General features: G+C 60.1%; 23 protein-coding genes. 20 read left to right on the top strand and 3 right to left on the bottom strand.

Going from position 1 to position 21511, the window contains the following annotated elements; genetic code table 11:
- Positions 1 to 2: 2 nt before the first annotated feature.
- Together glmS and glmU are read right to left on the bottom strand one after the other, a co-directional pair.
- Positions 3 to 1826, bottom strand: coding sequence for a glutamine--fructose-6-phosphate transaminase (isomerizing) (glmS, locus tag ACR0IP_RS15730; protein WP_480526588.1), 1824 nt, complete (start codon positions 1824 to 1826; stop codon positions 3 to 5).
- 4 nt (positions 1827 to 1830) lie between these two features.
- Positions 1831 to 3183: a bifunctional UDP-N-acetylglucosamine diphosphorylase/glucosamine-1-phosphate N-acetyltransferase GlmU gene (glmU, locus tag ACR0IP_RS15725; protein ID WP_480526586.1), complete on the bottom strand. Its 1353-nt coding sequence runs from the start codon at positions 3181 to 3183 to the stop codon at positions 1831 to 1833.
- 134 nt (positions 3184 to 3317) lie between these two features.
- Here glmU and ACR0IP_RS15720 point away from each other — a divergent pair, with 134 nt between their 5' ends.
- The 3 genes from ACR0IP_RS15720 (at position 3318) to ACR0IP_RS15710 (ending at position 6556) form a co-directional block, all read left to right on the top strand.
- Positions 3318 to 3989 (top strand): HAD-IA family hydrolase, encoded by a 672-nt coding sequence (locus ACR0IP_RS15720; RefSeq protein ID WP_480526584.1) that lies wholly within the window; start codon positions 3318 to 3320, stop codon positions 3987 to 3989.
- Positions 3990 to 4028: 39 nt separating this feature from the next.
- Positions 4029 to 5219: a DegT/DnrJ/EryC1/StrS family aminotransferase gene (locus ACR0IP_RS15715; protein ID WP_480526582.1), complete on the top strand. Its 1191-nt coding sequence runs from the start codon at positions 4029 to 4031 to the stop codon at positions 5217 to 5219.
- Between the two features lie 170 nt (positions 5220 to 5389).
- Positions 5390 to 6556 (top strand): isovaleryl-CoA dehydrogenase, encoded by a 1167-nt coding sequence (locus ACR0IP_RS15710; RefSeq protein ID WP_480526580.1) that lies wholly within the window; start codon positions 5390 to 5392, stop codon positions 6554 to 6556.
- A gap of 48 nt (positions 6557 to 6604) precedes the next feature.
- Here the strand turns inward: ACR0IP_RS15710 and ACR0IP_RS15705 are convergent, their stop codons facing one another.
- Positions 6605 to 7210 carry an OmpW/AlkL family protein gene (locus tag ACR0IP_RS15705; protein ID WP_480526578.1) on the bottom strand — a complete coding sequence of 202 codons (606 nt, stop codon included), beginning with the start codon at positions 7208 to 7210 and terminating at the stop codon, positions 6605 to 6607.
- Between the two features lie 137 nt (positions 7211 to 7347).
- On the opposite strand from ACR0IP_RS15705, the gene ACR0IP_RS15700 reads away from it, so the two are divergent.
- The 17 genes from ACR0IP_RS15700 to ACR0IP_RS15620 all read left to right on the top strand — a co-directional run bounded on the left by ACR0IP_RS15700 (position 7348) and on the right by ACR0IP_RS15620 (position 21510).
- Positions 7348 to 8874, top strand: a complete 1527-nt coding sequence (locus ACR0IP_RS15700; RefSeq protein WP_480526576.1) for an AMP-binding protein — start codon at positions 7348 to 7350, stop codon at positions 8872 to 8874.
- The gene (locus ACR0IP_RS15695) at positions 8871 to 9449 is read left to right on the top strand and encodes a hypothetical protein (protein WP_480526574.1); all 579 of its coding nucleotides are present in this window, start codon (positions 8871 to 8873) and stop codon (positions 9447 to 9449) included. The genes ACR0IP_RS15700 and ACR0IP_RS15695 overlap by 4 nt, the downstream gene beginning before the upstream one ends.
- Positions 9446 to 11050: a carboxyl transferase domain-containing protein gene (locus ACR0IP_RS15690; RefSeq protein ID WP_480526572.1), complete on the top strand. Its 1605-nt coding sequence runs from the start codon at positions 9446 to 9448 to the stop codon at positions 11048 to 11050. The genes ACR0IP_RS15695 and ACR0IP_RS15690 overlap by 4 nt, the downstream gene beginning before the upstream one ends.
- A gap of 1 nt (position 11051) precedes the next feature.
- Positions 11052 to 11474 (top strand): ASCH domain-containing protein, encoded by a 423-nt coding sequence (locus tag ACR0IP_RS15685; protein WP_170375117.1) that lies wholly within the window; start codon positions 11052 to 11054, stop codon positions 11472 to 11474.
- A gap of 3 nt (positions 11475 to 11477) precedes the next feature.
- Complete coding sequence (locus ACR0IP_RS15680) at positions 11478 to 13406, top strand: acetyl/propionyl/methylcrotonyl-CoA carboxylase subunit alpha (RefSeq protein WP_480526570.1); 1929 nt, start codon at positions 11478 to 11480, stop codon at positions 13404 to 13406.
- 79 nt (positions 13407 to 13485) lie between these two features.
- Complete coding sequence (locus ACR0IP_RS15675; RefSeq protein ID WP_480526568.1) at positions 13486 to 14337, top strand: hydroxymethylglutaryl-CoA lyase; 852 nt, start codon at positions 13486 to 13488, stop codon at positions 14335 to 14337.
- Position 14338: 1 nt separating this feature from the next.
- Positions 14339 to 15127, top strand: a complete 789-nt coding sequence (locus ACR0IP_RS15670; RefSeq protein ID WP_480526567.1) for a crotonase/enoyl-CoA hydratase family protein — start codon at positions 14339 to 14341, stop codon at positions 15125 to 15127.
- Between the two features lie 186 nt (positions 15128 to 15313).
- A complete protein-coding gene (locus ACR0IP_RS15665; RefSeq protein ID WP_170375125.1) occupies positions 15314 to 15679 on the top strand; it encodes an NADH-quinone oxidoreductase subunit A in 366 nt (121 codons plus the stop codon).
- Positions 15670 to 16203 carry a NuoB/complex I 20 kDa subunit family protein gene (locus ACR0IP_RS15660; protein WP_138842137.1) on the top strand — a complete coding sequence of 178 codons (534 nt, stop codon included), beginning with the start codon at positions 15670 to 15672 and terminating at the stop codon, positions 16201 to 16203. The genes ACR0IP_RS15665 and ACR0IP_RS15660 overlap by 10 nt, the downstream gene beginning before the upstream one ends.
- 12 nt (positions 16204 to 16215) lie before the next feature.
- Positions 16216 to 16818, top strand: coding sequence for an NADH-quinone oxidoreductase subunit C (locus ACR0IP_RS15655; protein ID WP_170375126.1), 603 nt, complete (start codon positions 16216 to 16218; stop codon positions 16816 to 16818).
- Between the two features lie 3 nt (positions 16819 to 16821).
- Complete coding sequence (locus tag ACR0IP_RS15650) at positions 16822 to 16995, top strand: hypothetical protein (RefSeq protein ID WP_170375128.1); 174 nt, start codon at positions 16822 to 16824, stop codon at positions 16993 to 16995.
- Between the two features lies 1 nt (position 16996).
- Positions 16997 to 17119, top strand: coding sequence for a hypothetical protein (locus tag ACR0IP_RS15645; protein ID WP_419738290.1), 123 nt, complete (start codon positions 16997 to 16999; stop codon positions 17117 to 17119).
- Positions 17119 to 18342, top strand: coding sequence for an NADH-quinone oxidoreductase subunit D (locus tag ACR0IP_RS15640; RefSeq protein ID WP_170375130.1), 1224 nt, complete (start codon positions 17119 to 17121; stop codon positions 18340 to 18342). The genes ACR0IP_RS15645 and ACR0IP_RS15640 overlap by 1 nt, the downstream gene beginning before the upstream one ends.
- Positions 18342 to 19448, top strand: coding sequence for an NADH-quinone oxidoreductase subunit NuoE (gene nuoE / locus ACR0IP_RS15635; protein WP_480526563.1), 1107 nt, complete (start codon positions 18342 to 18344; stop codon positions 19446 to 19448). Before ACR0IP_RS15640 ends, nuoE begins: the two co-directional genes overlap by 1 nt.
- 26 nt (positions 19449 to 19474) lie before the next feature.
- Positions 19475 to 19696, top strand: a complete 222-nt coding sequence (locus ACR0IP_RS15630) for a DUF5337 domain-containing protein (RefSeq protein ID WP_170375133.1) — start codon at positions 19475 to 19477, stop codon at positions 19694 to 19696.
- 12 nt (positions 19697 to 19708) lie between these two features.
- Complete coding sequence (nuoF, locus tag ACR0IP_RS15625) at positions 19709 to 21007, top strand: NADH-quinone oxidoreductase subunit NuoF (RefSeq protein ID WP_425085017.1); 1299 nt, start codon at positions 19709 to 19711, stop codon at positions 21005 to 21007.
- Positions 21004 to 21510 carry a DUF3291 domain-containing protein gene (locus ACR0IP_RS15620; protein ID WP_170691947.1) on the top strand — a complete coding sequence of 169 codons (507 nt, stop codon included), beginning with the start codon at positions 21004 to 21006 and terminating at the stop codon, positions 21508 to 21510. The genes nuoF and ACR0IP_RS15620 overlap by 4 nt, the downstream gene beginning before the upstream one ends.
- Position 21511: the final 1 nt, after the last annotated feature.

Raw genomic sequence — 21511 nt, 5'->3', positions numbered from 1 at the left:
CCTTACTCCACAGTCACAGATTTCGCGAGGTTACGCGGCTGGTCCACATCCGTCCCCTTGGCGACAGCCGTGTGATAGGCCAACAACTGCGCGGGAACCGAGTAGAGGATCGGGGTCAGGTTCGTGTGGATGTGGGGCATGCGGATTGTGCTCCAGACATCATCGCCTGCCTCAACGATGCCGTCATCGTCCGACACTAGGATGACCTTGCCCTTGCGTGCCATCACCTCTTGCATGTTCGAGACAGTCTTGTCGAAAACGGCATCGCGCGGGGCCATGACCACCACGGGCATATGCTTGTCGATCAGCGCGATGGGGCCGTGTTTCAACTCGCCCGACGCGTAGCCTTCGGCGTGAATATAGCTGATTTCCTTCAGTTTCAGCGCGCCTTCCATCGCCAGCGGATACATCAGGCCACGGCCCAGGAACAGCACGTCGCGCGCCTCGGATAGGCGCTGGGCAGATTTGCGGATGGCGCGGTTTTGATCCAGTGCTGCGTTCAAGACCGAGGGCAAGCCGCGCAGGGCGGCGGCGTGATCGGCCAGTTCCTCATCGCTCAGTGTACCCCGGTCAGCGGCGGCCTTGAGCGCCAGCATCAGCAGAACGCTTAGCTGGCAGGTGAAAGCCTTGGTCGAGGCGACGCCGATTTCAACCCCCGCATGGATGGGCAGGGCGATATCGCTTTCCCGCGCAATCGAGCTTTCGGGAACATTGACGACCGAAACGATCTTGTCGGCCTTACCCTCGCAATAGCGCAGCGCGGCCAGCGTATCGGCGGTTTCGCCCGACTGGCTAACAAACAAGGCCAGCGTGCGGTCAGTGATCGGAGGTTCGCGATAGCGGAATTCGCTGGCGATATCGACCTCGACCGGCATTTTCGCCAGCTGCTCGAACCAGTACTTCGCCGTCAGGCAGGCATAAAAGGCCGTGCCGCAGGCGACCATGGTCAGGCGATCCAGCTTGGTGAAATCCAGATCGGTCTCGGGTAGAACCACGCGGTCTCCGCCGGTGGGCAGGTATGAGCGGATCGCCTCGGCCACGACCACCGGTTGCTCGGCGATTTCCTTGGCCATGAAGTGCTTGTGTTCGCCCTTGTCGGCACGGGCCGTATCCAGCTTGATCTTACGCATTTCGCGATTGGCCAGTTCACCGGCTTCGGTGCGAATTTCCAGCGAGGTGCGGGTCAGGACAGCGCGGTCGCCTTCCTCAAGATAGGTGATCTTGTTGGTCAGCGGAGCCAGAGCAATCGCGTCCGACCCCACATACATCTCTCCTTCTCCATGGCCGATCGCCAGCGGAGAACCCTTGCGCGCGGCCACGATCAGGTCGTCCTCACCGTCGAACAGGAAGGCCAGCGCAAATGCGCCTTCCAGCTGGTCGATGGTCTTGAAGGCCGCTTCGACTGGGGACAGACCGGTATTCAGGTAGTGCGCGGCCATCAGGGCCACGGTTTCAGTGTCGGTCTCAGTCACGAAATCCACGCCGTGTCCGGCCAGTTCGGCACGCAGCTCGCGGTAATTCTCGACAATCCCGTTATGTACGACTGCAACAGGCCCGGCCTTGTGCGGATGCGCGTTGGTGACCGAGGGCGCGCCGTGCGTGGCCCAGCGGGTGTGCCCGATCCCGGATTTGCCGGGCAAAGGATCGTGGACCAGAAGGTCGCTCAAGTTCACCAGCTTGCCAACGGCCCGACGGCGTCCCAAAGCGCCATCGTTGACGGTCGCAATCCCTGCGCTGTCATAGCCGCGATATTCCAGCCGTTTCAGGGCTTCAACCAAAATGGGGGCAGCCTCATGCTGTCCCAATACACCAACAATTCCACACATAAAATCAGGCCTCTTTATCGCGGCGAGCCTTTTTCGCCTTTAACATATCAAACAATTTGCGCGCATAGCCGGGCTTGTTCTCCTGCTTGGCGCGCGCGACAGCAAGCGCCTCGGCTTCCACGTTTTTCGTCACGACTGTACCGGTCGCCGTCATTGCGCCATCGCCTACGCTGACGGGGGCCACGAGCATTGTATTGGAGCCAATAAAGACACCCTCTCCAATCGTGGTTTTGTGCTTCATCACGCCGTCATAGTTACAGGTGATCGTGCCCGCCCCGATATTCGAACCCGCCCCGATTGTGGCATCCCCAATATAGCTGAGGTGATTGACCTTTGCGCCCTCGGCGATCTCGGCATTCTTGATCTCGACGAAATTGCCGATGTGCGCGTTTTCCGCCAGTTCCGCGCCGGGGCGCAGGCGGGCATAAGGGCCGATGATGGCCCCTCGGCTGACATGGCAGCCTTCAAGATGCGAAAACGCCCGGATCGTTGCGCCGCTTTCGATAGTCACGCCAGGACCGAATATCACATTGGGTTCGATCACCGTGTCGCGCCCGATCACCGTATCGGCGGCAAGATAGACGGTGTCCGGGGCCATCAGTGTGACCCCCAAATCCAGCAACCCTGCCCGTGCTTGGGTCTGAAACACCGCATCCGCCGCGGCCAGATCTGCGCGCGAGTTCACGCCCAAAGTCTGCGCCTCGTCACAGGCGACCGCTGTCACGCTCAGATCGCGGGAGCGGGCGATTTCGACCACATCCGTCAGGTAGTATTCGCCCGAGGCGTTGTCGTTGCCGACCGCGTCAATCAGGGATATCAGCGTTGCCGCGTTGCAGGCCAGCAGGCCAGAGTTGCAGAAGGTGATCGCGCGTTCTGTGTCTGAGGCGTCTTTGAACTCGACGATCCGCTCCAACGTATCGCCGTTCATCACCAGGCGGCCATAACGAGCCGGGTCGGCGGCTTCAAAGCCTAGAATCACCAGATCATTCTGCGCGCGTGCTTCGATCATCCGCTCGAGTGTGTTGGGTTGAAGGAAGGGCGTGTCGCCGTAAAGGACCACAACATCGCCCTCGAACCCCTCCAGCGCGTCGCGGGCCTGCGCGACGGCATGGGCGGTGCCCAGTTGTTCCTCTTGCACGGCGATTTGTGCGGTCTCATCCTCGGCCTGTGCGACCTTGGTGACGGCCTCGGCCCCGTGGCCCGTGACGATCACGGTGCGCTCGGGCGACAGCACAGAACCGGCGCGCATGGCGTGAACCAGCATCGGAACCTGAGCGATCGGGTGCAGGACTTTGGGGATGTCCGAATTCATCCTGGTGCCTTTCCCGGCGGCAAGGATGACAAGGGCGGTGGTCATGAAATCGTTTTCTCTTTGTGTTTTGTTGCCGTCCGTTTTATCCGCTGAGGGCAAAGGCGCAAGCCGTTCGGCCATCAAACTAGATTGCCGATTGCAACAGGACATGGCGGAAACCTGCCGAGCAAGGAGGCGCAATGCGCACGGTCATCTTCGATCTGGACGGCACTTTGGCGGATACCTCGGGCGATTTGCTGGCCGCTGCAAACCATTGTTTTCGCGAGATGGGGCATGGGGATGTTCTAGTTCATGGGCAGGATGCGGGCATTGCCGTGCGTGGCGGGCGTATGATGCTGACGCACGGATTGAAGCGCGTCGGGGCCTATGATGAAGGCACGGTTGACGCATATTATCCGGTTTTGCTTGAAGCCTATGCGCAGGACATCGACACCCACACGCAGTTCTACCCCGGCGCTTTGGAGGCGGTCGAGGCCCTGAAAACCGCAGGCTATGGAGTTGGGATCTGCACTAACAAGCCTGAACGTCTGGCGCATCAATTGCTAAGTCAGATGGGTGTGCTGGATCACTTCGCCTCCTTGGTCGGCGCGGACACTCTAGCGGTGCGCAAACCCGACCCCGAGCCGCTGCGCGAGGCTGCGCGGCGTGCAGGTGGGCATCCGGACCTGTGCGTTCTGATCGGGGATTCTGATACCGACCGCAACACTGCGAAAGCGGCCGGAGTGCCTTCGGTTCTGGTCACGTTCGGCCCCTCAGGCGACGATATGGCCGCTTTGGAACCTGAAGCCTTGCTGCATCATTTCGACGATCTGCCCGATCTTGTGGCCGACTTGATCGGTGCGGCGGCTTGATCCCTTGACCCAGACCGGATGGAGCCCCAGAACTAGGCCATGATTGAGACATTCACCGGCAGCTTCACCCAGCAAGAACCCATCCCGGACGAGGCGGTCGAGGCCGCTCTGGCCGTTCTGCGGCACGGGCGTCTTCATCGCTACAACGTCGTGCCTGGCGAATTGGGCGAGACCGCGCTGCTGGAGCAGGAATTCGCGGCCCAGATGGGGGCGAAATATTGCCTTGCCGTTTCGTCGGGTGGCTACGCTTTGGCGACCGCTTTGCGGGCCGTGGGTGTGCAGCCCGGCGAGGCGGTGCTAACCAACGCGTTTACTCTGGCTCCTGTACCGGGGGCGATTGCCTCAGTCGGGGCCAAGCCGATTTTTGTCGGCGTGACCGAACACCTGACCATTGATCTGGAGGATCTGGAGGCCAAGCTGGATCAGGCGCGGGTTCTGATGCTCAGCCATATGCGTGGCCATCTGTGCGACATGGACCGGTTGATACAGCTCTGCAATGCGGCAGGCGTTGTCGTGATCGAGGACTGCGCCCATACGATGGGGGCCGCGTGGCGCGGGCAACTCTCGGGTCGGCAAGGAGCCATCGGGTGTTATTCGTGCCAGACCTACAAACATGTGAACTCGGGCGAGGGTGGTCTGCTGGTTACCGATGATGAGGAACTTGCGGCCAAAGCCACGATGCTGTCGGGGTCCTACATGCTCTACGAGCGGCATCTGGCTGCACCGGGGCCAGAGGTGTTTGAGCGGATCAAATACACCACACCGAACGTCTCGGGCCGTATGGACAACTTGCGTGCGGCGATTTTGCGCCCTCAGCTACGGGATCTGGATCGGCAGGTTGGCCGCTGGAATGAACGGTATCAGACCATTGAAGGCGGTCTGCGGGGTACACCGGGCCTGACAATGGTCGAGCGTCCCGAAGCGGAGACCTATGTGGGATCCTCGATCCAGTTCCTACTGCTCGACTGGCTGCCGGAACGGATCGCCGAGGTGATCAGCCGCTGCGCCAGCCGCGGAGTGGAGTTAAAATGGTTCGGCGGTGCCGAGCCCACCGGGTTTACCTCACGCTATGACAGTTGGCGCTATGCCGAAAGTGAGCGAATGCCTGCCTCGGACCGGGTTTTGGCTGGCATTATGGATATGCGCGTGCCCCTGACCTTTTCGCTGGAAGACTGCCAACTGATCGCCCGCATCATCCGGGCCGAGGTCGGAGCTGTCTACCAATCGTGATCCAATTGAGTGCGCCTGCAGCGCACGCTTGATTTTTTGGGAAACGCCGCCCCGGTTCGGGCGGCGTTTTGCGTGTTGGAACCGGGGCGCCCGGAATGATTGACCCGCCGCAGATTCGCTGGTATCCAGTTATTGAACACTTGTTCATTAATGCTGAGAGGAGAGCGTCAATGTTCATGGCGAGTATGCAATTCGATCTGGGCGAGGACGTGAATGCGCTGCGCGAGATGGTGCATCGTTGGGCGCAGGAGCGGGTCAAGCCGTTGGCGGCCGAGGTCGATGCGTCGAACGCGTTCCCCAATGAGCTTTGGACCGAGATGGGTGCGCTGGGCCTTTTGGGCGTGACCGTGCCAGAGGAATATGGTGGCGCTGGCATGTCCTATCTGGCGCACACGATCGCGATTGAGGAGATCGCGCGAGCCTCGGCCTCGGTCTCGCTGTCCTATGGCGCGCATTCGAACCTCTGCGTGAACCAGATCAAGCTGAACGGCACGGAAGAGCAAAAACAAAAATACCTCCCACGCCTGATCTCGGGCGAACATGTGGGCGCGCTTGCGATGTCCGAACCCTCGGCTGGATCGGATGTGGTTTCGATGAAGCTGCGCGCCGAGAAGCGCAATGATCATTACCGCCTGAACGGGAACAAGTATTGGATCACCAATGGGCCGGATGCGGATACTCTGGTCGTCTATGCCAAGACCGACCCGGATGCGGGATCGAAAGGGATCACCGCGTTTCTGATCGAGAAAGAGATGACGGGATTCTCGACCTCGCCCCATTTCGACAAGCTTGGGATGCGTGGGTCCAACACCGCAGAACTGATCTTTGAAGACGTAGAAGTACCGTTTGAGAATGTTCTGGGCGAAGAGGGCAAGGGTGTTGCCGTTCTGATGTCCGGGCTCGACTATGAACGTGTTGTGCTGGCCGGGATCGGAACCGGCATCATGGCCGCATGTCTGGATGAAATCATGCCCTATCTGGCCGAGCGCAAGCAGTTCGGCAAACCCATCGGCATGTTCCAACTGATGCAGGGCAAGATCGCAGATATGTACACTGCGATGAACTCGGCCCGTGCTTACGTGTATGAGGTCGCCAAGGCGTGTGACCGGGGGGATGTGACTCGTCAAGACGCGGCTGCGTGCTGCCTCTATGCCTCTGAGGCGGCGATGATGCAGGCGCATCAGGCCGTTCAGGCGATGGGAGGGGCGGGGTTCTTGTCAGACGCTCCGGTCAGTCGGATCTTCCGGGATGCCAAGCTGATGGAGATCGGGGCCGGGACCAGCGAAATCCGCCGCATGCTGATCGGTCGTGAATTGATGGGCGAAATGCTGGGATAAGAAATCGCCCCGCAGCCGAGGGAACTGCGGGGCGTTTCGATCAAAGGATCAGAAGCGATGGACGTAGGATACGCCGACCAGCCAAGGATCGATTTCCGCGGTACCGATATCGGCACCGTTCAGTTTGACGTCCGAGTCGATATCGAACCAACGCACGTTCAAACGGACAGCGCCTTGTTCAGTGATCTGATAATCCAAACCAGCCTGAAGCGACAAACCGAACGAGTTGTCCAGTTCCAGGTCGCCCAGCGGAGAGCTTTCTTCGAAGAAGATAGTGTAGTTGAGGCCTGCGCCGACGTAGGGCTTCCACGCGCTGTTGGTCGGGAAGTGATAGTTCAGCGACAAGGTGGGGGGCAGGTGCTTAGTGCTGCCAGCGTCGGTGCTGCCACCCAGGGTGATATCGTGTTCGAATGGCGTGGAGGCCAGCAATTCGATACCCAGGTTGTCCCGGATGAAGTATTCGACGGTAAAGATCGGACGGGTGTCGTCGTCGACCTCGGCGTCAAAACCGGCCAGCGTTCCGTTGTCAGATTTAGGGTCCAGGTAGCCGACACCGAAACCAACGGTCCAGTCACCTTGCGATTGGGCGAGTGCGGGGCCAGCCAGCGCGATCAGCGCGGTGGAGAGGGTCAAAGCGGCGAGTTTATTGGTCATTGTTCTGCCTTTGGTTCAGTTGATGACCGCTGTTTTGCACGGGCGCTGTCTGTGCTCTCTGATCTGAGTCAAATTTGCGTGAGCGCGCCCGTCAAGTGTGACATAACTGCAGGCCCTGAAAATAAAGGAAAATTTTGATGTCAGGCGATCTGCGCATACCGGGTTTGCGCTCGGCGGGTGGCTGGGATGTCCCCGATCGGCTGAACATGGCGCGCCAGTGTCTGAACCATCCGCCCGAACAGGTCGCCTTGGTCGATCTGACAGAGGGCGATGAGCGGCCGATAACTTACGGTCAGCTGCACGAGATGGCCGATGGGCTTGCGCGGGCACTCTTGCCCGAGGTTCAGGCCGGTGACCGGGTTGGTGTTTTGCTCAGCCAGTCTCCGTGGTGCGCCGCGGCGCATCTGGCGATCTGGAAGATCGGCGCGATCTCGGTACCTCTGTTCAAGCTGTTCAAACAGGACGCGCTGCGCTCCCGCGTGGCGGATGCCGGGGCAGGGATCGTTATGACAGATGCCGAGGGCGCGGTGCTGCTGGGTGATCTGGCCGAGCCGATGATCGCCGCCGAGGTCGCCCAACCCGGCCCAGAGGTGCCCTTTGCGGATACCGGCCCCGAAGACCCCGCCGTGCTGATCTATACGTCGGGCACAACCGGCAGCCCCAAGGGGGCCTTGCACGGGCACCGTGTGCTGACCGGCCATCTGCCCGGCGTTTCGATCAGCCACAATCACCTGCGCGCGGGGGATTGCCTCTGGACTCCGGCAGATTGGGCGTGGATCGGAGGGCTTTTCGATGTCCTGATGCCGGGCCTCGCGCTGGGTATTCCCGTGGTGGCCTCACGGCTGGACAAATTCACCCCCGAGGCCTGCGCCGATGTGATCGCGCGCGGCGGCGTGCGCAATGTGTTCTTCCCGCCGACCGCGCTGCGGATGCTGAAGGCGGCGGATCAGAGCATCCCCGGCCTGCGTTCGGTCGCGTCTGGGGGTGAGCCTCTGGGGGCCGAGATGCTGGCGTGGGGTCAACAGGCCTTTGGACTGACAATCAACGAGTTCTACGGCCAGACCGAATGCAACATGGTCGTCTCGTCTTGTGCCGAGGATTTCCCGGTGCGTCCCGGCTGTATCGGCAAGCCGGTTCCGGACCACGAGGTCGCGGTGATTGATGAGGACGGCACACCCACGAGGGACGAGGGCGATGTGGCCATCCGGCGCGGCTCGGCCTCGATGCTGCTGGAATACTGGAACCGGCCTGATGCCACTGCTGAGAAATTCCGGGGTGATTGGCTGATTACCGGAGACCGAGGCGTGTGGGAGGGAAAGTATCTGCGCTTCGTCGGCCGAGATGATGACGTGATCACCTCAGCCGGATACCGCATCGGCCCGGCCGAAATTGAGGATTGCCTTCTGACCCACCCTGCTGTGGCAACGGTCGGCGTGGTCGGCAAGCTCGACCCGCTGCGGACCGAGATCGTCAAGGCCTATGTGGTGTTAAAACCGGGGGCTGAGGCCTCAGGGCCGGAGTTGCAGGACTGGGTCAAGGACCGTCTGGCGCAGTATTCCTATCCGCGCGAGGTGGCGTTTCTGGACGAGTTGCCGATGACGGTGACGGGGAAGGTGATCCGCAAGGAATTGAAGGCGCGGGCTGCTGGGGAGGTTTCCAGATGACACTCCCATTTGACTTCGCACGTGATACCTCTGTCATTCCGCAAGCGGTCGCTATCGAGTGCCCGAATTGTCAAAAACCTGCGCGTTTCGTTCCAGCAGAGTTAGAAGTCAGCTTGAAGGGCTCTGCTGGCAAAGCGCTTGGAAAAGATGTCTTGATCGTGAAAGCAGATCGACCCAAACGAAATTATGCGAATTGGCATCGCGAACATTCGCTGACTTTCATCGGCCTTGGCGGTTCAGACATTCATTCGTCGATTGCGTTGTATCCGGTGGGCATGTATCGGCACGTTCTGAACTCACTTTATGGCACTTCAATATGCGGCCACTGCCATTCGCCCAGAAAAACCAAACTCAGTTGGCCTCGGAACGCCTTTTACCAACTGAGTTACTCCGGTCGGTTGCTTTGGTTTTACGACCGACAACACGTCGTGGCGATGCTTGAACTGCTGAGTGGAAAAACATCGGTAAACCACCCTTGGCGATATTGGTTCGACAGAAAGCTGCCGACGGTTTTCAAGACCGCCCGTGCCCGCCGACAATTGCCCGCGAAACTGAAGAGGATGCTGCGCGCATGAAACTTTCATCCAAAGCCATGCCCACCTCTGAGGGCTTCAAAGCAAACCGCGCAGCCCATCTCGACGCGCTGGCGCAAATCTCCTCAGCTGCCGAAGCAGCCCGTATGGGAGGCGGCGAGAAATCCCGTGCGCGGCACGTCTCTCGGGGCAAGATGCTTCCCAGACGCAGGGTGGCGAATCTGCTCGATCCGGGGTCTCCGTTTCTGGAGATCGGCGCGACGGCGGCGCACGGGATGTATGGCGATGCCGCGCCTTGTGCCGGGGTGATCGCGGGCATTGGCCGAGTACAGGGGCGCGAGGTCATGGTGGTGTGCAACGACGCCACCGTGAAGGGTGGCACATACTATCCGATGACCGTCAAAAAACACCTCCGCGCCCAGGAGATTGCCGAGGAGAACCATCTGCCCTGCATCTATCTCGTCGATAGCGGTGGCGCGAACTTGCCCAATCAGGATGAGGTTTTCCCCGACCGCGACCACTTTGGCCGTATCTTCTATAATCAGGCGCGGATGAGCGCTAAGGGGATTGCTCAGATCGCTGTGGTGATGGGCTCGTGCACGGCGGGTGGGGCCTATGTGCCCGCTATGTCGGACGTGACCATCATTGTGAAAGAACAAGGTACGATCTTTCTGGCTGGACCGCCTCTGGTCAAGGCCGCGACTGGCGAGGTTGTGAGTTCCGAAGATCTGGGCGGCGGCGATGTCCATACGCGCCTGTCCGGCGTGGCGGACTATCTGGCCGAGGATGACGCCCACGCACTGGCTTTGGCGCGTCGGGCGGTTGGGTCGCTGAACCTACGCAAGCCGCAGACGGTCGATTGGGCCAGCCCCGAGGACCCGGCCTATGACCCCGAGGAAATCCTCAGCGTTGTTCCGGCTGATCTGCGCACGCCCTACGACATCCGAGAGGTGATCGCGCGTCTGGTCGATGGCTCTCGGTTCGATGAGTTCAAGCCGCGTTTTGGCGAGACGCTGGTAACTGGCTTTGCCCATGTCAAAGGCTGCCCGGTGGGCATCATCGCCAATAATGGCGTGCTGTTTTCCGAAGCTGCACAGAAGGGGGCGCATTTTGTTGAGCTATGTTCTCAGCGTCGCATCCCGCTGGTGTTCCTGCAGAATATCACCGGCTTTATGGTCGGTCGCAAATACGAGAACGAAGGCATCGCGCGGCATGGGGCCAAGATGGTGACGGCGGTGGCGACAACCTCGGTGCCGAAGATCACGATGCTTGTCGGAGGCTCATTCGGGGCCGGAAACTATGGCATGGCGGGTCGCGCCTATCAGCCTCGGTTCCTGTGGACCTGGCCGAATTCACGGATTTCCGTGATGGGCGGAGAGCAGGCGGCAGGCGTTCTGGCCACTGTCAAACGCGACGGGATCGAGCGGCAGGGCGGGACGTGGTCCGCCGAGGAAGAGGCCGAATTCAAACGCCCGACCTTGGATATGTTCGAGGAGCAGTCTCATCCGCTCTATGCCTCTGCTCGGTTGTGGGACGATGGCATCATCGACCCACGCAAATCGCGCGATGTGTTGGCATTGTCATTGAACGCCGCTCTGAACGCCCCGATCGAGGAAACACGTTTCGGCGTGTTCAGGATGTAAGATGAGCGATCTGGAACATCTGAAAAGCCGCTATCCCGGTGCGCAGACTTTCAAGTTCGGCGATAGCGCGGCCCTCAGCGCCGAGCTTCTGGCTTTGGTGCGATCAGGCCGGAAAACGGCAACCTGCGGTGCTTTGCGAGACTATCCCGAAAGCAGTGCAGACACGCCGGTTGTGGGGCGCAGGGATATCGCCTTGGACTGGGACGACCGTCCGGCGCTGGTGATTGAAACGGTTCAGGTTTCGGTCTGTCGGTATTGCGACGTGACCGAAGATTTCGCGCTGGCCGAGGGTGAGAATGAGACGCTTGAGGGTTGGCGCGAAGATCACCGCAGGTATTTCGAACGAAATGGCGGGTTTGATCCTGAAATGGAGCTGCTCTGCGAGCGGTTCCGGCTGGTCGAAGATCTGACGGTTGAGGGGTAGGTCATGTTCAGTAAAATCCTAATCGCAAACCGGGGCGAGATTGCGTGTCGGGTCATCGAAACCGCTCAGAAAATGGGTGTGTCCTGTGTGGCTGTCTATTCGGATGCGGATGCCTCGGCCAAGCATGTGCAGATGGCGGATGAGGCGGTGCATATTGGCGGGGCGGCACCGGCCGAGAGCTATCTGAAGGGGGATGTGATCATCCAGGCGGCGCTCGAGACCGGGGCGCAGGCGATCCATCCCGGCTATGGGTTTCTGTCCGAGAACCCCGATTTTGTGGATGCAGTTGACGCCGCTGGGCTGACCTTTATCGGACCATCGGCGGATGCGATCCGTAAGATGGGTCTCAAGGATGCGGCCAAGGCTTTGATGGAGGACGCAGGCGTTCCCGTTGTGCCCGGATATCACGGTGACAATCAGGACCCCGCTCATCTGGCCGAGGCAGCAGCGGCCATCGGCTACCCCGTTCTGATCAAGGCGGTTGCGGGCGGCGGCGGCAAAGGAATGCGGTTGGTCGAGACGCCCGAAGCTTTCTCAGACGCTCTGGACAGCGCGCGCGGTGAGGCTAAGACGGCCTTTGGCAACGATGCGGTTCTGGTCGAGAAATTCGTAGCCAAACCTCGGCATATCGAGGTTCAGGTCTTTGGCGATGGTACCCATGCGGTGCATCTGTTTGAACGGGACTGCTCGCTTCAACGGCGACATCAGAAGGTGATTGAAGAGGCGCCGGCCCCTGGTATGACGCCCGAGATGCGCGAGGCGATGGGGCAGGCCGGTGTACGTGCGGCGGAGGCGATCGGCTACAAGGGTGCTGGGACGGTTGAGTTCATCGTCGACGCGTCCGAAGGGCTGCGGCCGGATCGCTTTTGGTTCATGGAGATGAACACGCGCTTGCAGGTCGAACATCCGGTGACCGAGGCGATTACGGGCGTTGATCTGGTCGAATGGCAGTTGCGCGTTGCAGCGGGAGAAAGCCTGCCGAGGCAGCAGAACGACCTGTCGATCACCGGTCACGCGTTTGAGGCACGGCTGTACGCCGAGGATGCGCCCAAGGGCTTTCTACCCGCGACGGGCACTCTGACCCATCTGCGGTTTCCGCCTGAGTGCCGCGCGGATAGTGGCGTGCGGGCGGGGGATACGATCAGCCCCTGGTATGATCCGATGATCGCCAAGGTCGTCGTGTATGGTCCGACCCGCGCGGTCGCGCTTGAGAGCCTGCATCGCGCCCTGCGTCAAACCGAGGTTGCCGGGACGGTGACCAATCTGGCCTTCCTTGGCGCTCTGACTCGCCATGGTGGTTTTGCCTCGGGCGACGTGGATACGGGTCTGATCGGGCGTGACCTTGAGGATTTGGTCCAGACTGCGGACGCGGTCAATGCGTCCGTGGTGGCCGCGGCGATGACAGCCCTGGGGCTGACAGAGACGACCTCAGAGACTGGCTTCACCCTGTGGGGGCCGTTGTACCGGGCCGTGCAGCTGATGCGCGACGGTGAGGTCTTTGATCTGGATGTTCAGGTCGAAAGCCCGCACCGGCAGCTCTGGACGGTGAATGGCGCGCAGGTGATCGCGCAGCGCAAGGGTGGTTGGGTCATTGATGGACAGCGCATGCCCAATGTCGCCGTCGCTGGGCCTCAGATCACGGTGTTTGATGACTATGGGCAGGCGTTTGAAATCGTCGACCCCTTGGATCGCGATCCCAGCGCTGCAGGAGATACCAATGTGATCGAGGCGCCGATGCCGGGTCTGGTCAAGGCCGTCTTCGCCTCGGCAGGGCAGGCCGTGAAAGAGGGCGACCGGTTGGCGATTCTGGAAGCCATGAAGATGGAGCATTCACTGCTAGCTGCCCGCGATGGTGTGGTGGCCGAGGTGTTGGCAGACGCAGGTGCGCAGGTTGAGGCCGGGGCGGCCCTTGTTCGCTTGGCCGAGGATTGATCTGTTCGGGACGTACATTGCGTGGCACAGTCGGGCCATCCGAATGTAAAACGAAAAGAAGCCGGGGAGGGATGCGCTGATGAAAGAACGGGTCGAGATATTCGAGGTCGGGCCAAGGGACGGGCTTCAGAACGAACAGCGCGAGATTCCGGTAGCCGAGAAGGTTGCGCTGGTCGATTGCCTTAGCCGCGCCGGGTTCAACCGAATTGAGGTTGCCAGTTTCGTGTCCCCTAAATGGGTTCCCCAGATGGCGGGAAGCGGCGCGGTTCTGGCTGAAATCAAACGGGCTGAGGGCGTGCGTTATGCGGCGTTGACGCCGAACATGCGCGGCTATGAAGACGCGCTTGCGGCCAAAGCGGATGAGATCGCGGTATTTGCATCAGCCTCCGAGGGGTTCTCGAAAGCCAACATCAACGCGACCATCGCGGAATCCATTGAACGGTTCGTGCCGATCCTTGAGGCCGCGCGCCATATCGACCTGCCGGTTCGGGGCTATGTCTCATGCGTGACCGATTGCCCATATGATGGTCCGACCCCACCCGAAAAAGTGGCTGAGGTCGCGGACGCTCTGTTCGCGCATGGGTGTTATGAGATTTCGCTTGGCGACACGATCGGGCAGGGAACTCCGGACAAGATCGCGCATATGCTGCTGGCGGTGCGCGACAGGGTGCCCGTTACACGGCTTGCGGGCCATTTCCACAACACCAACGGGCGAGCGATGGACAATATTGATGCCTCGCTGGCGCTGGGCGTGCGGGTGTTTGACGCTGCCGTCGGTGGCTTGGGTGGATGTCCTTATGCACCCGGCGCGGCTGGCAATGTCGCGACTGAGGCCGTCGCCCCCCATCTGGAGCGGCTTGGATATGAGACCGGTCTGGACGCAGCAGTTTTGGACGAAGCTGCGCAGATAGCGCAGGCAATGAGAGGCTGACATGTTTGAAACGATTGCGGTCGTCACTGATGACCGGGGTGTCGCGACGCTAACTCTGTCGCGCGCCGAAAAGCACAACGCCATGTCGGCGTTGATGATCAGCGAATTGACTCACGCCGCGGCGCAGCTCGGGCGCGACGAGGCGGTGCGCGTTGTTGTGTTGACCGGGTCTGGCAAGAGCTTCTGCGCCGGGGGCGATCTGGGGTGGATGCGCGATCAGATGGCGGCGGATGCCGAGACCCGATTCACTGAGGCGCGTAAGCTGGCGGAAATGCTGATGGTGCTGAACGAGATGCCCAAACCTTTGATCGGCGCATTGCAAGGCAACGCGTTTGGCGGTGGAGTCGGGCTGGCCTCGGTCTGCGATATGGCGGTTGGCGTTGACACCCTGAAAATGGGCCTGACCGAGACCCGGCTGGGCCTGATCCCGGCGACGATTGGGCCTTACGTGATCGCGCGGATGGGTGAGGCCCGCGCGCGGCGTGTTTTCATGTCGGCGCGTTTGTTTGACGCGGCAGAGGCGGTGGAGCTTGGACTGTTGGCAAAAGCGGTGCCAGCCGATCAACTCATGCGCGCTGTCGAGGATGAAATCACCCCCTATCTGTCCTGTGCGCCGGGGGCTGTGGCATCGGCTAAGGCCTTGGTTCAAAACCTAGGCCCGCGTCTTGACGACAGTGTGATTGACCATACCATCCACGCTCTGGTCGCCCGATGGGAGACGCCTGAAGCACGGGAAGGCATCGAAGCATTCTTCGAAAAACGTAACCCCAAGTGGAACAACAAAGATTAACTTGGGGCGTCTATTGTCCGCTGAGGCGAAATCGGGGTGATTCCCGAAGGTCTGTCAAGGGGATGAATGACGTGGTGCGCGCTTGTGTTCGGTTGACCCTCTGACCGCGTGGGGCTAGAGAAAGTCGAGTCAACACGCCAATTGACGGCGCCCTCCGAAAGGGGGTGCGCAGGAAAGGAGCTAGACGTGGAAGACCTGCTGCGGGAGTATCTCCCTATTCTGGTGTTTCTGGCCGTAGCCATCGGCCTGGGAATTGTCCTGATTCTGGCAGCTGTCGTTCTGGCAGTTCGCAACCCCGATCCCGAAAAAGTCAGCGCCTATGAATGCGGCTTCAACGCGTTTGATGACGCTCGGATGAAGTTCGACGTGCGCTTCTATCTGGTTTCGATCCTGTTCATCATTTTCGACCTCGAGATTGCGTTCCTGTTCCCTTGGGCCGTGGGCTTCAAGGACATCAGCGATGTAGGGTTCTGGTCAATGATGGTTTTCCTGGGCGTTTTGACCATCGGCTTTGCCTATGAATGGAAGAAGGGGGCCTTGGAATGGGAGTGATGACGGGTTCAAATACCGCCGGCGTCGACAAAGAAGTCGCCACCCAGGCCCTCAATGCCGAGCTACAGGACAAAGGCTTCCTGCTGACCTCGACTGAAGACATCATCAATTGGGCGCGGACCGGGTCTTTGCATTGGATGACCTTTGGTTTGGCCTGTTGCGCGGTTGAGATGATGCACACCTCGATGCCGCGCTATGACGCGGAACGGTTTGGCATCGCGCCGCGTGCGTCCCCACGCCAGTCCGACGTGATGATCGTTGCTGGTACACTGACCAACAAAATGGCTCCGGCGCTGCGCAAGGTCTACGACCAGATGCCCGAGCCGCGCTATGTGATCTCGATGGGGTCCTGTGCGAATGGCGGCGGCTATTACCACTATTCCTATTCGGTTGTACGCGGCTGTGACCGTATCGTTCCGGTAGATATCTACGTCCCCGGTTGCCCTCCGACGGCTGAGGCGCTGCTGTACGGCTTGATGCAGCTGCAACGCAAAATCCGCCGTACTGGCACGATTGTGCGCTAAGGGAGAGGGCGGATGAGCGAAGCACTCAAAGAACTTGGTACGCATCTGGAACTGAAACGGTCCGACTGTGTGTTGTCCTGGGATGTCACCCATGGTGAGCTGAACGTGGATGTGGCGCCGTCGAACCTTGTCGAATTCATCGAATTCCTCAAAAGCGACCGCTCCTGCCAGTTCTCTACGCTGGTCGATATCACGGGCGTGGACTACCCGGAACGGGCCAAGCGGTTCGACGTGGTCTATCACTTCCTGTCGATGTACCAGAACCAACGCATTCGCCTGCGAGTTTCAATCCGCGAAGAAGACATGGTGCCCTCGATCGTCGATACGCATCCCTCGGCCAACTGGTTCGAGCGTGAGGTATTTGACATGTTCGGCATTCTGTTCTCGGGCCATCCGGACTTGCGGCGCATCCTGACCGACTACGGGTTCCGCGGCTATCCGCTTCGCAAGGATTTCCCGACCACCGGCTACACCGAGGTTCGCTATGACGAGGCGCAGAAACGCGTGGTTTATGAACCCGTCAGCCTCGTGCAGGAATACCGTCAGTTTGATTTCATGTCCCCATGGGAAGGTGCCAACTACATTCTTCCGGGGGATGAAAAACAGGAGTCGTAAGCCATGGAGTTCCTGATCTGGATCGCTTTCACGATCGCCACGATCATCCCGATGCTGAAACTGCTGCCGCATTTCGGGATCGAGAAGTTCTGGGCGTTTGTCTGTGTTATCCCGATTGGAACGCTGATCCTACTGTGGATCATGGCCATGAAGCTGCAAGAGATGGAGCGTCGCTGAGATGCTGGGGGAACTGATCATTTTGGGCGCTCTTGGGGTGCTGCTTGCCGGTGCCGCAGCCAAGGCGGCTGAGGCCGAGAAGGTCCGGGTGCGTGCGGACGCGAAGAAAAAGCGGGGGCGGTGATGGACGGCTCAAGATATGATGACGGCAGCACTGACGCGCTGAGCGGCGAACAGAAGATCCGCAACTTCAACATCAACTTCGGCCCGCAACACCCTGCCGCGCATGGCGTTTTGCGTTTGGTGCTTGAGCTGGACGGAGAAATCGTCGAGCGCTGCGATCCGCATATTGGTCTGCTGCACCGTGGCACCGAAAAGCTGATGGAAAGCCGGACGTATCTGCAGAACCTGCCGTATTTCGACCGTCTGGACTACGTGGCACCGATGAATCAGGAACATGCCTGGTGTCTGGCGATTGAAAAACTGACCGGTGTCGAAGTACCGCGCCGGGGCTCTCTGATCCGGGTTCTGTATTCCGAAATCGGTCGCATCCTGAACCACCTGCTGAACGTGACCACACAGGCGATGGATGTGGGCGCTCTGACCCCGCCGCTGTGGGGCTTTGAAGAACGCGAAAAGCTGATGGTGTTCTATGAGCGTGCCTGCGGTGCCCGCCTGCACGCCGCCTATTTCCGCCCCGGCGGCGTCCATCAGGACCTGCCGCCAGAACTGCTGGACGATATCGAGGCATGGAGCCACGAATTCCCCGCCGTTCTCGACGACATTGACGGGTTGTTGACCGAAAACCGCATCTTCAAGCAACGCAACGCCGATATTGGCGTCGTGACCGAGGATGACATTCAGAAATACGGTTTCTCGGGCGTGATGGTCCGTGGCTCAGGCCTCGCGTGGGATTTGCGCCGTGCGCAGCCCTACGAATGCTACGACGAGTTCGAGTTCCAGATTCCCGTCGGCAAGAATGGCGACTGCTACGACCGCTATCTCTGCCGCATGGAAGAGATGCGCCAATCCCTGCTGATCATACGTCAGGCCATCGCCAAGATCCGCGAATGCCCGGGCGACGTTCTGGCCCGCGGCAAGATCACCCCGCCGAAACGCTCGGACATGAAGACCTCGATGGAGAGCCTGATCCATCACTTCAAGCTTTACACCGAAGGCTTCCACGTCCCCGCAGGCGAAGTCTACGCCGCAGTAGAAGCCCCCAAGGGCGAGTTCGGCGTCTATCTTGTCGCCGACGGCACCAATAAACCCTACCGCGCCAAACTCCGCGCACCGGGTTTCCTGCATCTGCAAGCCATGGATCACGTCGCCAAAGGCCACCAACTGGCTGACGTCGCCGCCATCATCGGCACCATGGACGTCGTATTTGGAGAGATTGACCGCTAATGCTCCGCCGTCTTCACCCCGAACAACCCGAAAGCTTTGCGTTCACCGCCGCCAACCAGCAATGGGCCGAAGCGCAGATCACGAAATACCCCGAGGGTCGCCAAGCCAGTGCGGTGATCCCTCTGCTGTGGCGCGCGCAAGAGCAAGAGGGCTGGCTGTCCCGCCCGGCAATTGAATCCGTCGCCGACATGCTGGACATGGCCTATATTCGCGTGCTTGAGGTCGCCTCGTTCTACTTCATGTTCCAACTGCAGCCGGTCGGCTCGGTGGCGCATATTCAGGTCTGTGGCACGACTTCATGCATGATTTGCGGGGCCGAGGATCTGATTGCGGTCTGCAAGGAAAAGATCGCCGTCAAGCCGCACGCGCTATCCGCCGATGGCAAGTTGAGCTGGGAAGAGGTGGAATGTCTTGGGTCCTGTACGAATGCCCCGATGGCGCAGATTGGCAAGGATTACTACGAAGACCTGACCGCCGAGAGTTTTGGCAAGATCATTGACGATCTGGCTGCGGGCAAGGTGCCCACGCCTGGCCCTCAGAACGGGCGATATGCGGCTGAGCCTTTGAAAGGCCTCAGCAGCCTAACCGAACATGAGGCTGGAAAGCCGGAACACAATGCCAGCGTGGCCTTGGCGGCCGAACTGGGCGATACGGTCAAGCGGATCGACGGGACTGAGGTTCCGATCCTCACGCCTTGGCTGGGGAAAGACGGCAAACAGGCTGGGGCATCGGCGGCGGCGAAACCGCCGAAAGCGCCTGAGCCACCGAAACCTGCCGTGAAACAGGCCGCTGAGACCAAAGCGAAAGAAGTCGAGGAAGATAAACCCCGAACGCTGACTGAGGCGCGTGGGGGACTGCCGGATGACCTCAAGATGCTCAAAGGCGTCGGGCCGAAACTGGAAGAGACGCTGAATGATCTGGGCTTCTTCCACTATGATCAGATCGCGGCCTGGGCGCCCGAGCATGTGGCTTGGGTGGATGCGCGCCTGAAGTTCAAAGGCCGGATCGAACGCGATGGTTGGATTGAACAAGCGGCCAAGCTGGCCGTTGGGGATCAGACCGAATTCGCCAAACGTGCCAAGGAAGACGGCACTTACGAGGATTAAACGCCCTGCAAGGGCTTAAGGACGAGATGGACAAGGACAAAGAGCAAGCCATAGCCCGCAAGGGTAGACATATCGGCATCGTCATCTCCGTGACGATGGTGGTTTGGCTTGGCATGACCTTGTTCATCGGCCCCGCGATTGGAATGCCGGGGCGCTATGCGCTGCTATTTGATTTCGCTGCTTTGGCCGGCTTCATCTATGCAGGCGTCAACATTTTTCAACTCTGGCGCATGCGTCAGGACAGCTGAGGGTAACACGCGATGCTGAGGGATCAGGACCGGATCTTTACCAACATCTACGGGATGCACGAGCGTACTCTGCGCGGCGCGCAAGCCCGAGGTCATTGGGATGGCACCGCTGGCCTGATCGAAAAGGGCCGGGATTGGATCATCCAGACGATGAAAGACTCGGGCCTGCGTGGGCGCGGTGGCGCAGGCTTCCCAACCGGTCTGAAATGGTCGTTCATGCCCAAGGAAAGCGATGGCCGCCCGTCTTATCTGGTTGTGAATGCGGATGAATCCGAGCCGGGTACCTGCAAAGACCGTGAGATAATGCGCCACGATCCGCATACGCTGATCGAAGGCTGCCTGATTGCCTCTTTCGCGATGAATGCGCATACCTGCTACATCTACCTGCGCGGCGAATACATCCGCGAACGCGAGGCGCTACAGGCCGCGATTGATGAGGCCTATGACGCCGGGCTATTGGGTAAGAACGCGGCCGGCTCGGGATGGGATTTCGACATCTTCCTGCATCACGGCGCGGGCGCTTACATCTGCGGTGAAGAAACCGCGCTGATCGAAAGCCTTGAGGGCAAGAAGGGTATGCCGCGCATGAAGCCACCATTCCCGGCTGGCGCGGGCCTCTATGGCTGCCCGACCACGGTGAACAACGTTGAGTCAATCGCGGTTGTACCGACCATCCTGCGCCGGGGCGCGGATTGGTTCGCGGGCTTTGGTCGTCAGAACAACGCCGGCACCAAGCTGTTTGCGATCTCGGGCCATGTGAACAACCCCTGCGTCGTCGAAGAGGCGATGTCGATCCCGTTCGAACAACTGATCGAAACCCATTGCGGCGGAATTCGCGGCGGCTGGGGCAACCTGCTCGCGGTCATTCCAGGTGGATCGTCCGTTCCGTGCGTGCGCGGTGAAAGCATGCGCGATGCGATCATGGATTTCGACTATCTGCGCGGTGAACTGGGCTCGGGTCTTGGCACGGCGGCGGTGATCGTGATGGATAAGTCCACCGACATCATAAAAGCGATCTGGCGTCTGTCGAAGTTCTACAAGCATGAAAGCTGCGGGCAGTGCACACCCTGCCGCGAAGGCACCGGCTGGATGATGCGCGTGATGGACCGCCTTGTGCGCGGTGAGGCTGAGCTGGAAGAGATCGACATGCTGTTTGACGTCACAAAACAGGTCGAAGGCCACACGATCTGCGCCTTGGGCGATGCCGCGGCCTGGCCGATCCAGGGCCTGATCCGCAACTTCCGCGAAGAGATCGAGGACCGCATCAAGGCTCAGAAATCAGGCCGCATGGGGGCGATGGCAGCGGAATGATCAGGCAGCCCGACGGATATCATCTGGCCGAACTGAATATTGGCCGCCTGCTGGCCCCGACGGATGACCCTCGGGTGGCTGAGTTCATGGCCAATCTCGACAAGGTCAATGGCTTGGGCAAGCGGATGCCGGGCTTTGTTTGGATGATGGAAGGCTCGGGCGAGCCGGGAACCGGGAACACGGAAAACGCGATTGGGGACGATCCTCAATTTGTCGCCAACCTGACCGTCTGGGAAGATGTCGCGAGCCTTGAGACATTTGTCTGGGGCACCATACACAAACAGTTTTACGACCGTCGTCAGGACTGGTTTGAACTGCTGGGGGATCAGCATTTCGTCATGTGGTGGGTGCCCGCGGGGCACCAGCCGGATCTGGATGAAGCCATGGCGCGGCTAGAGCGTCTGCGCCATGAAGGTCCAAGTGAACACGCCTTTGGATGGGCGGATTTGAAACAAGCAAGCAAGTGGCGCGACAATCGTTGCGCTCAGGTCGCAGCGGAGTGAG

It is taken from the genome of Ruegeria sp. AL11, assembly GCF_056540865.1.
Note: the sequence above shows the minus strand (reverse complement) of the source record. Positions and strands in the feature narration are given on the sequence as shown.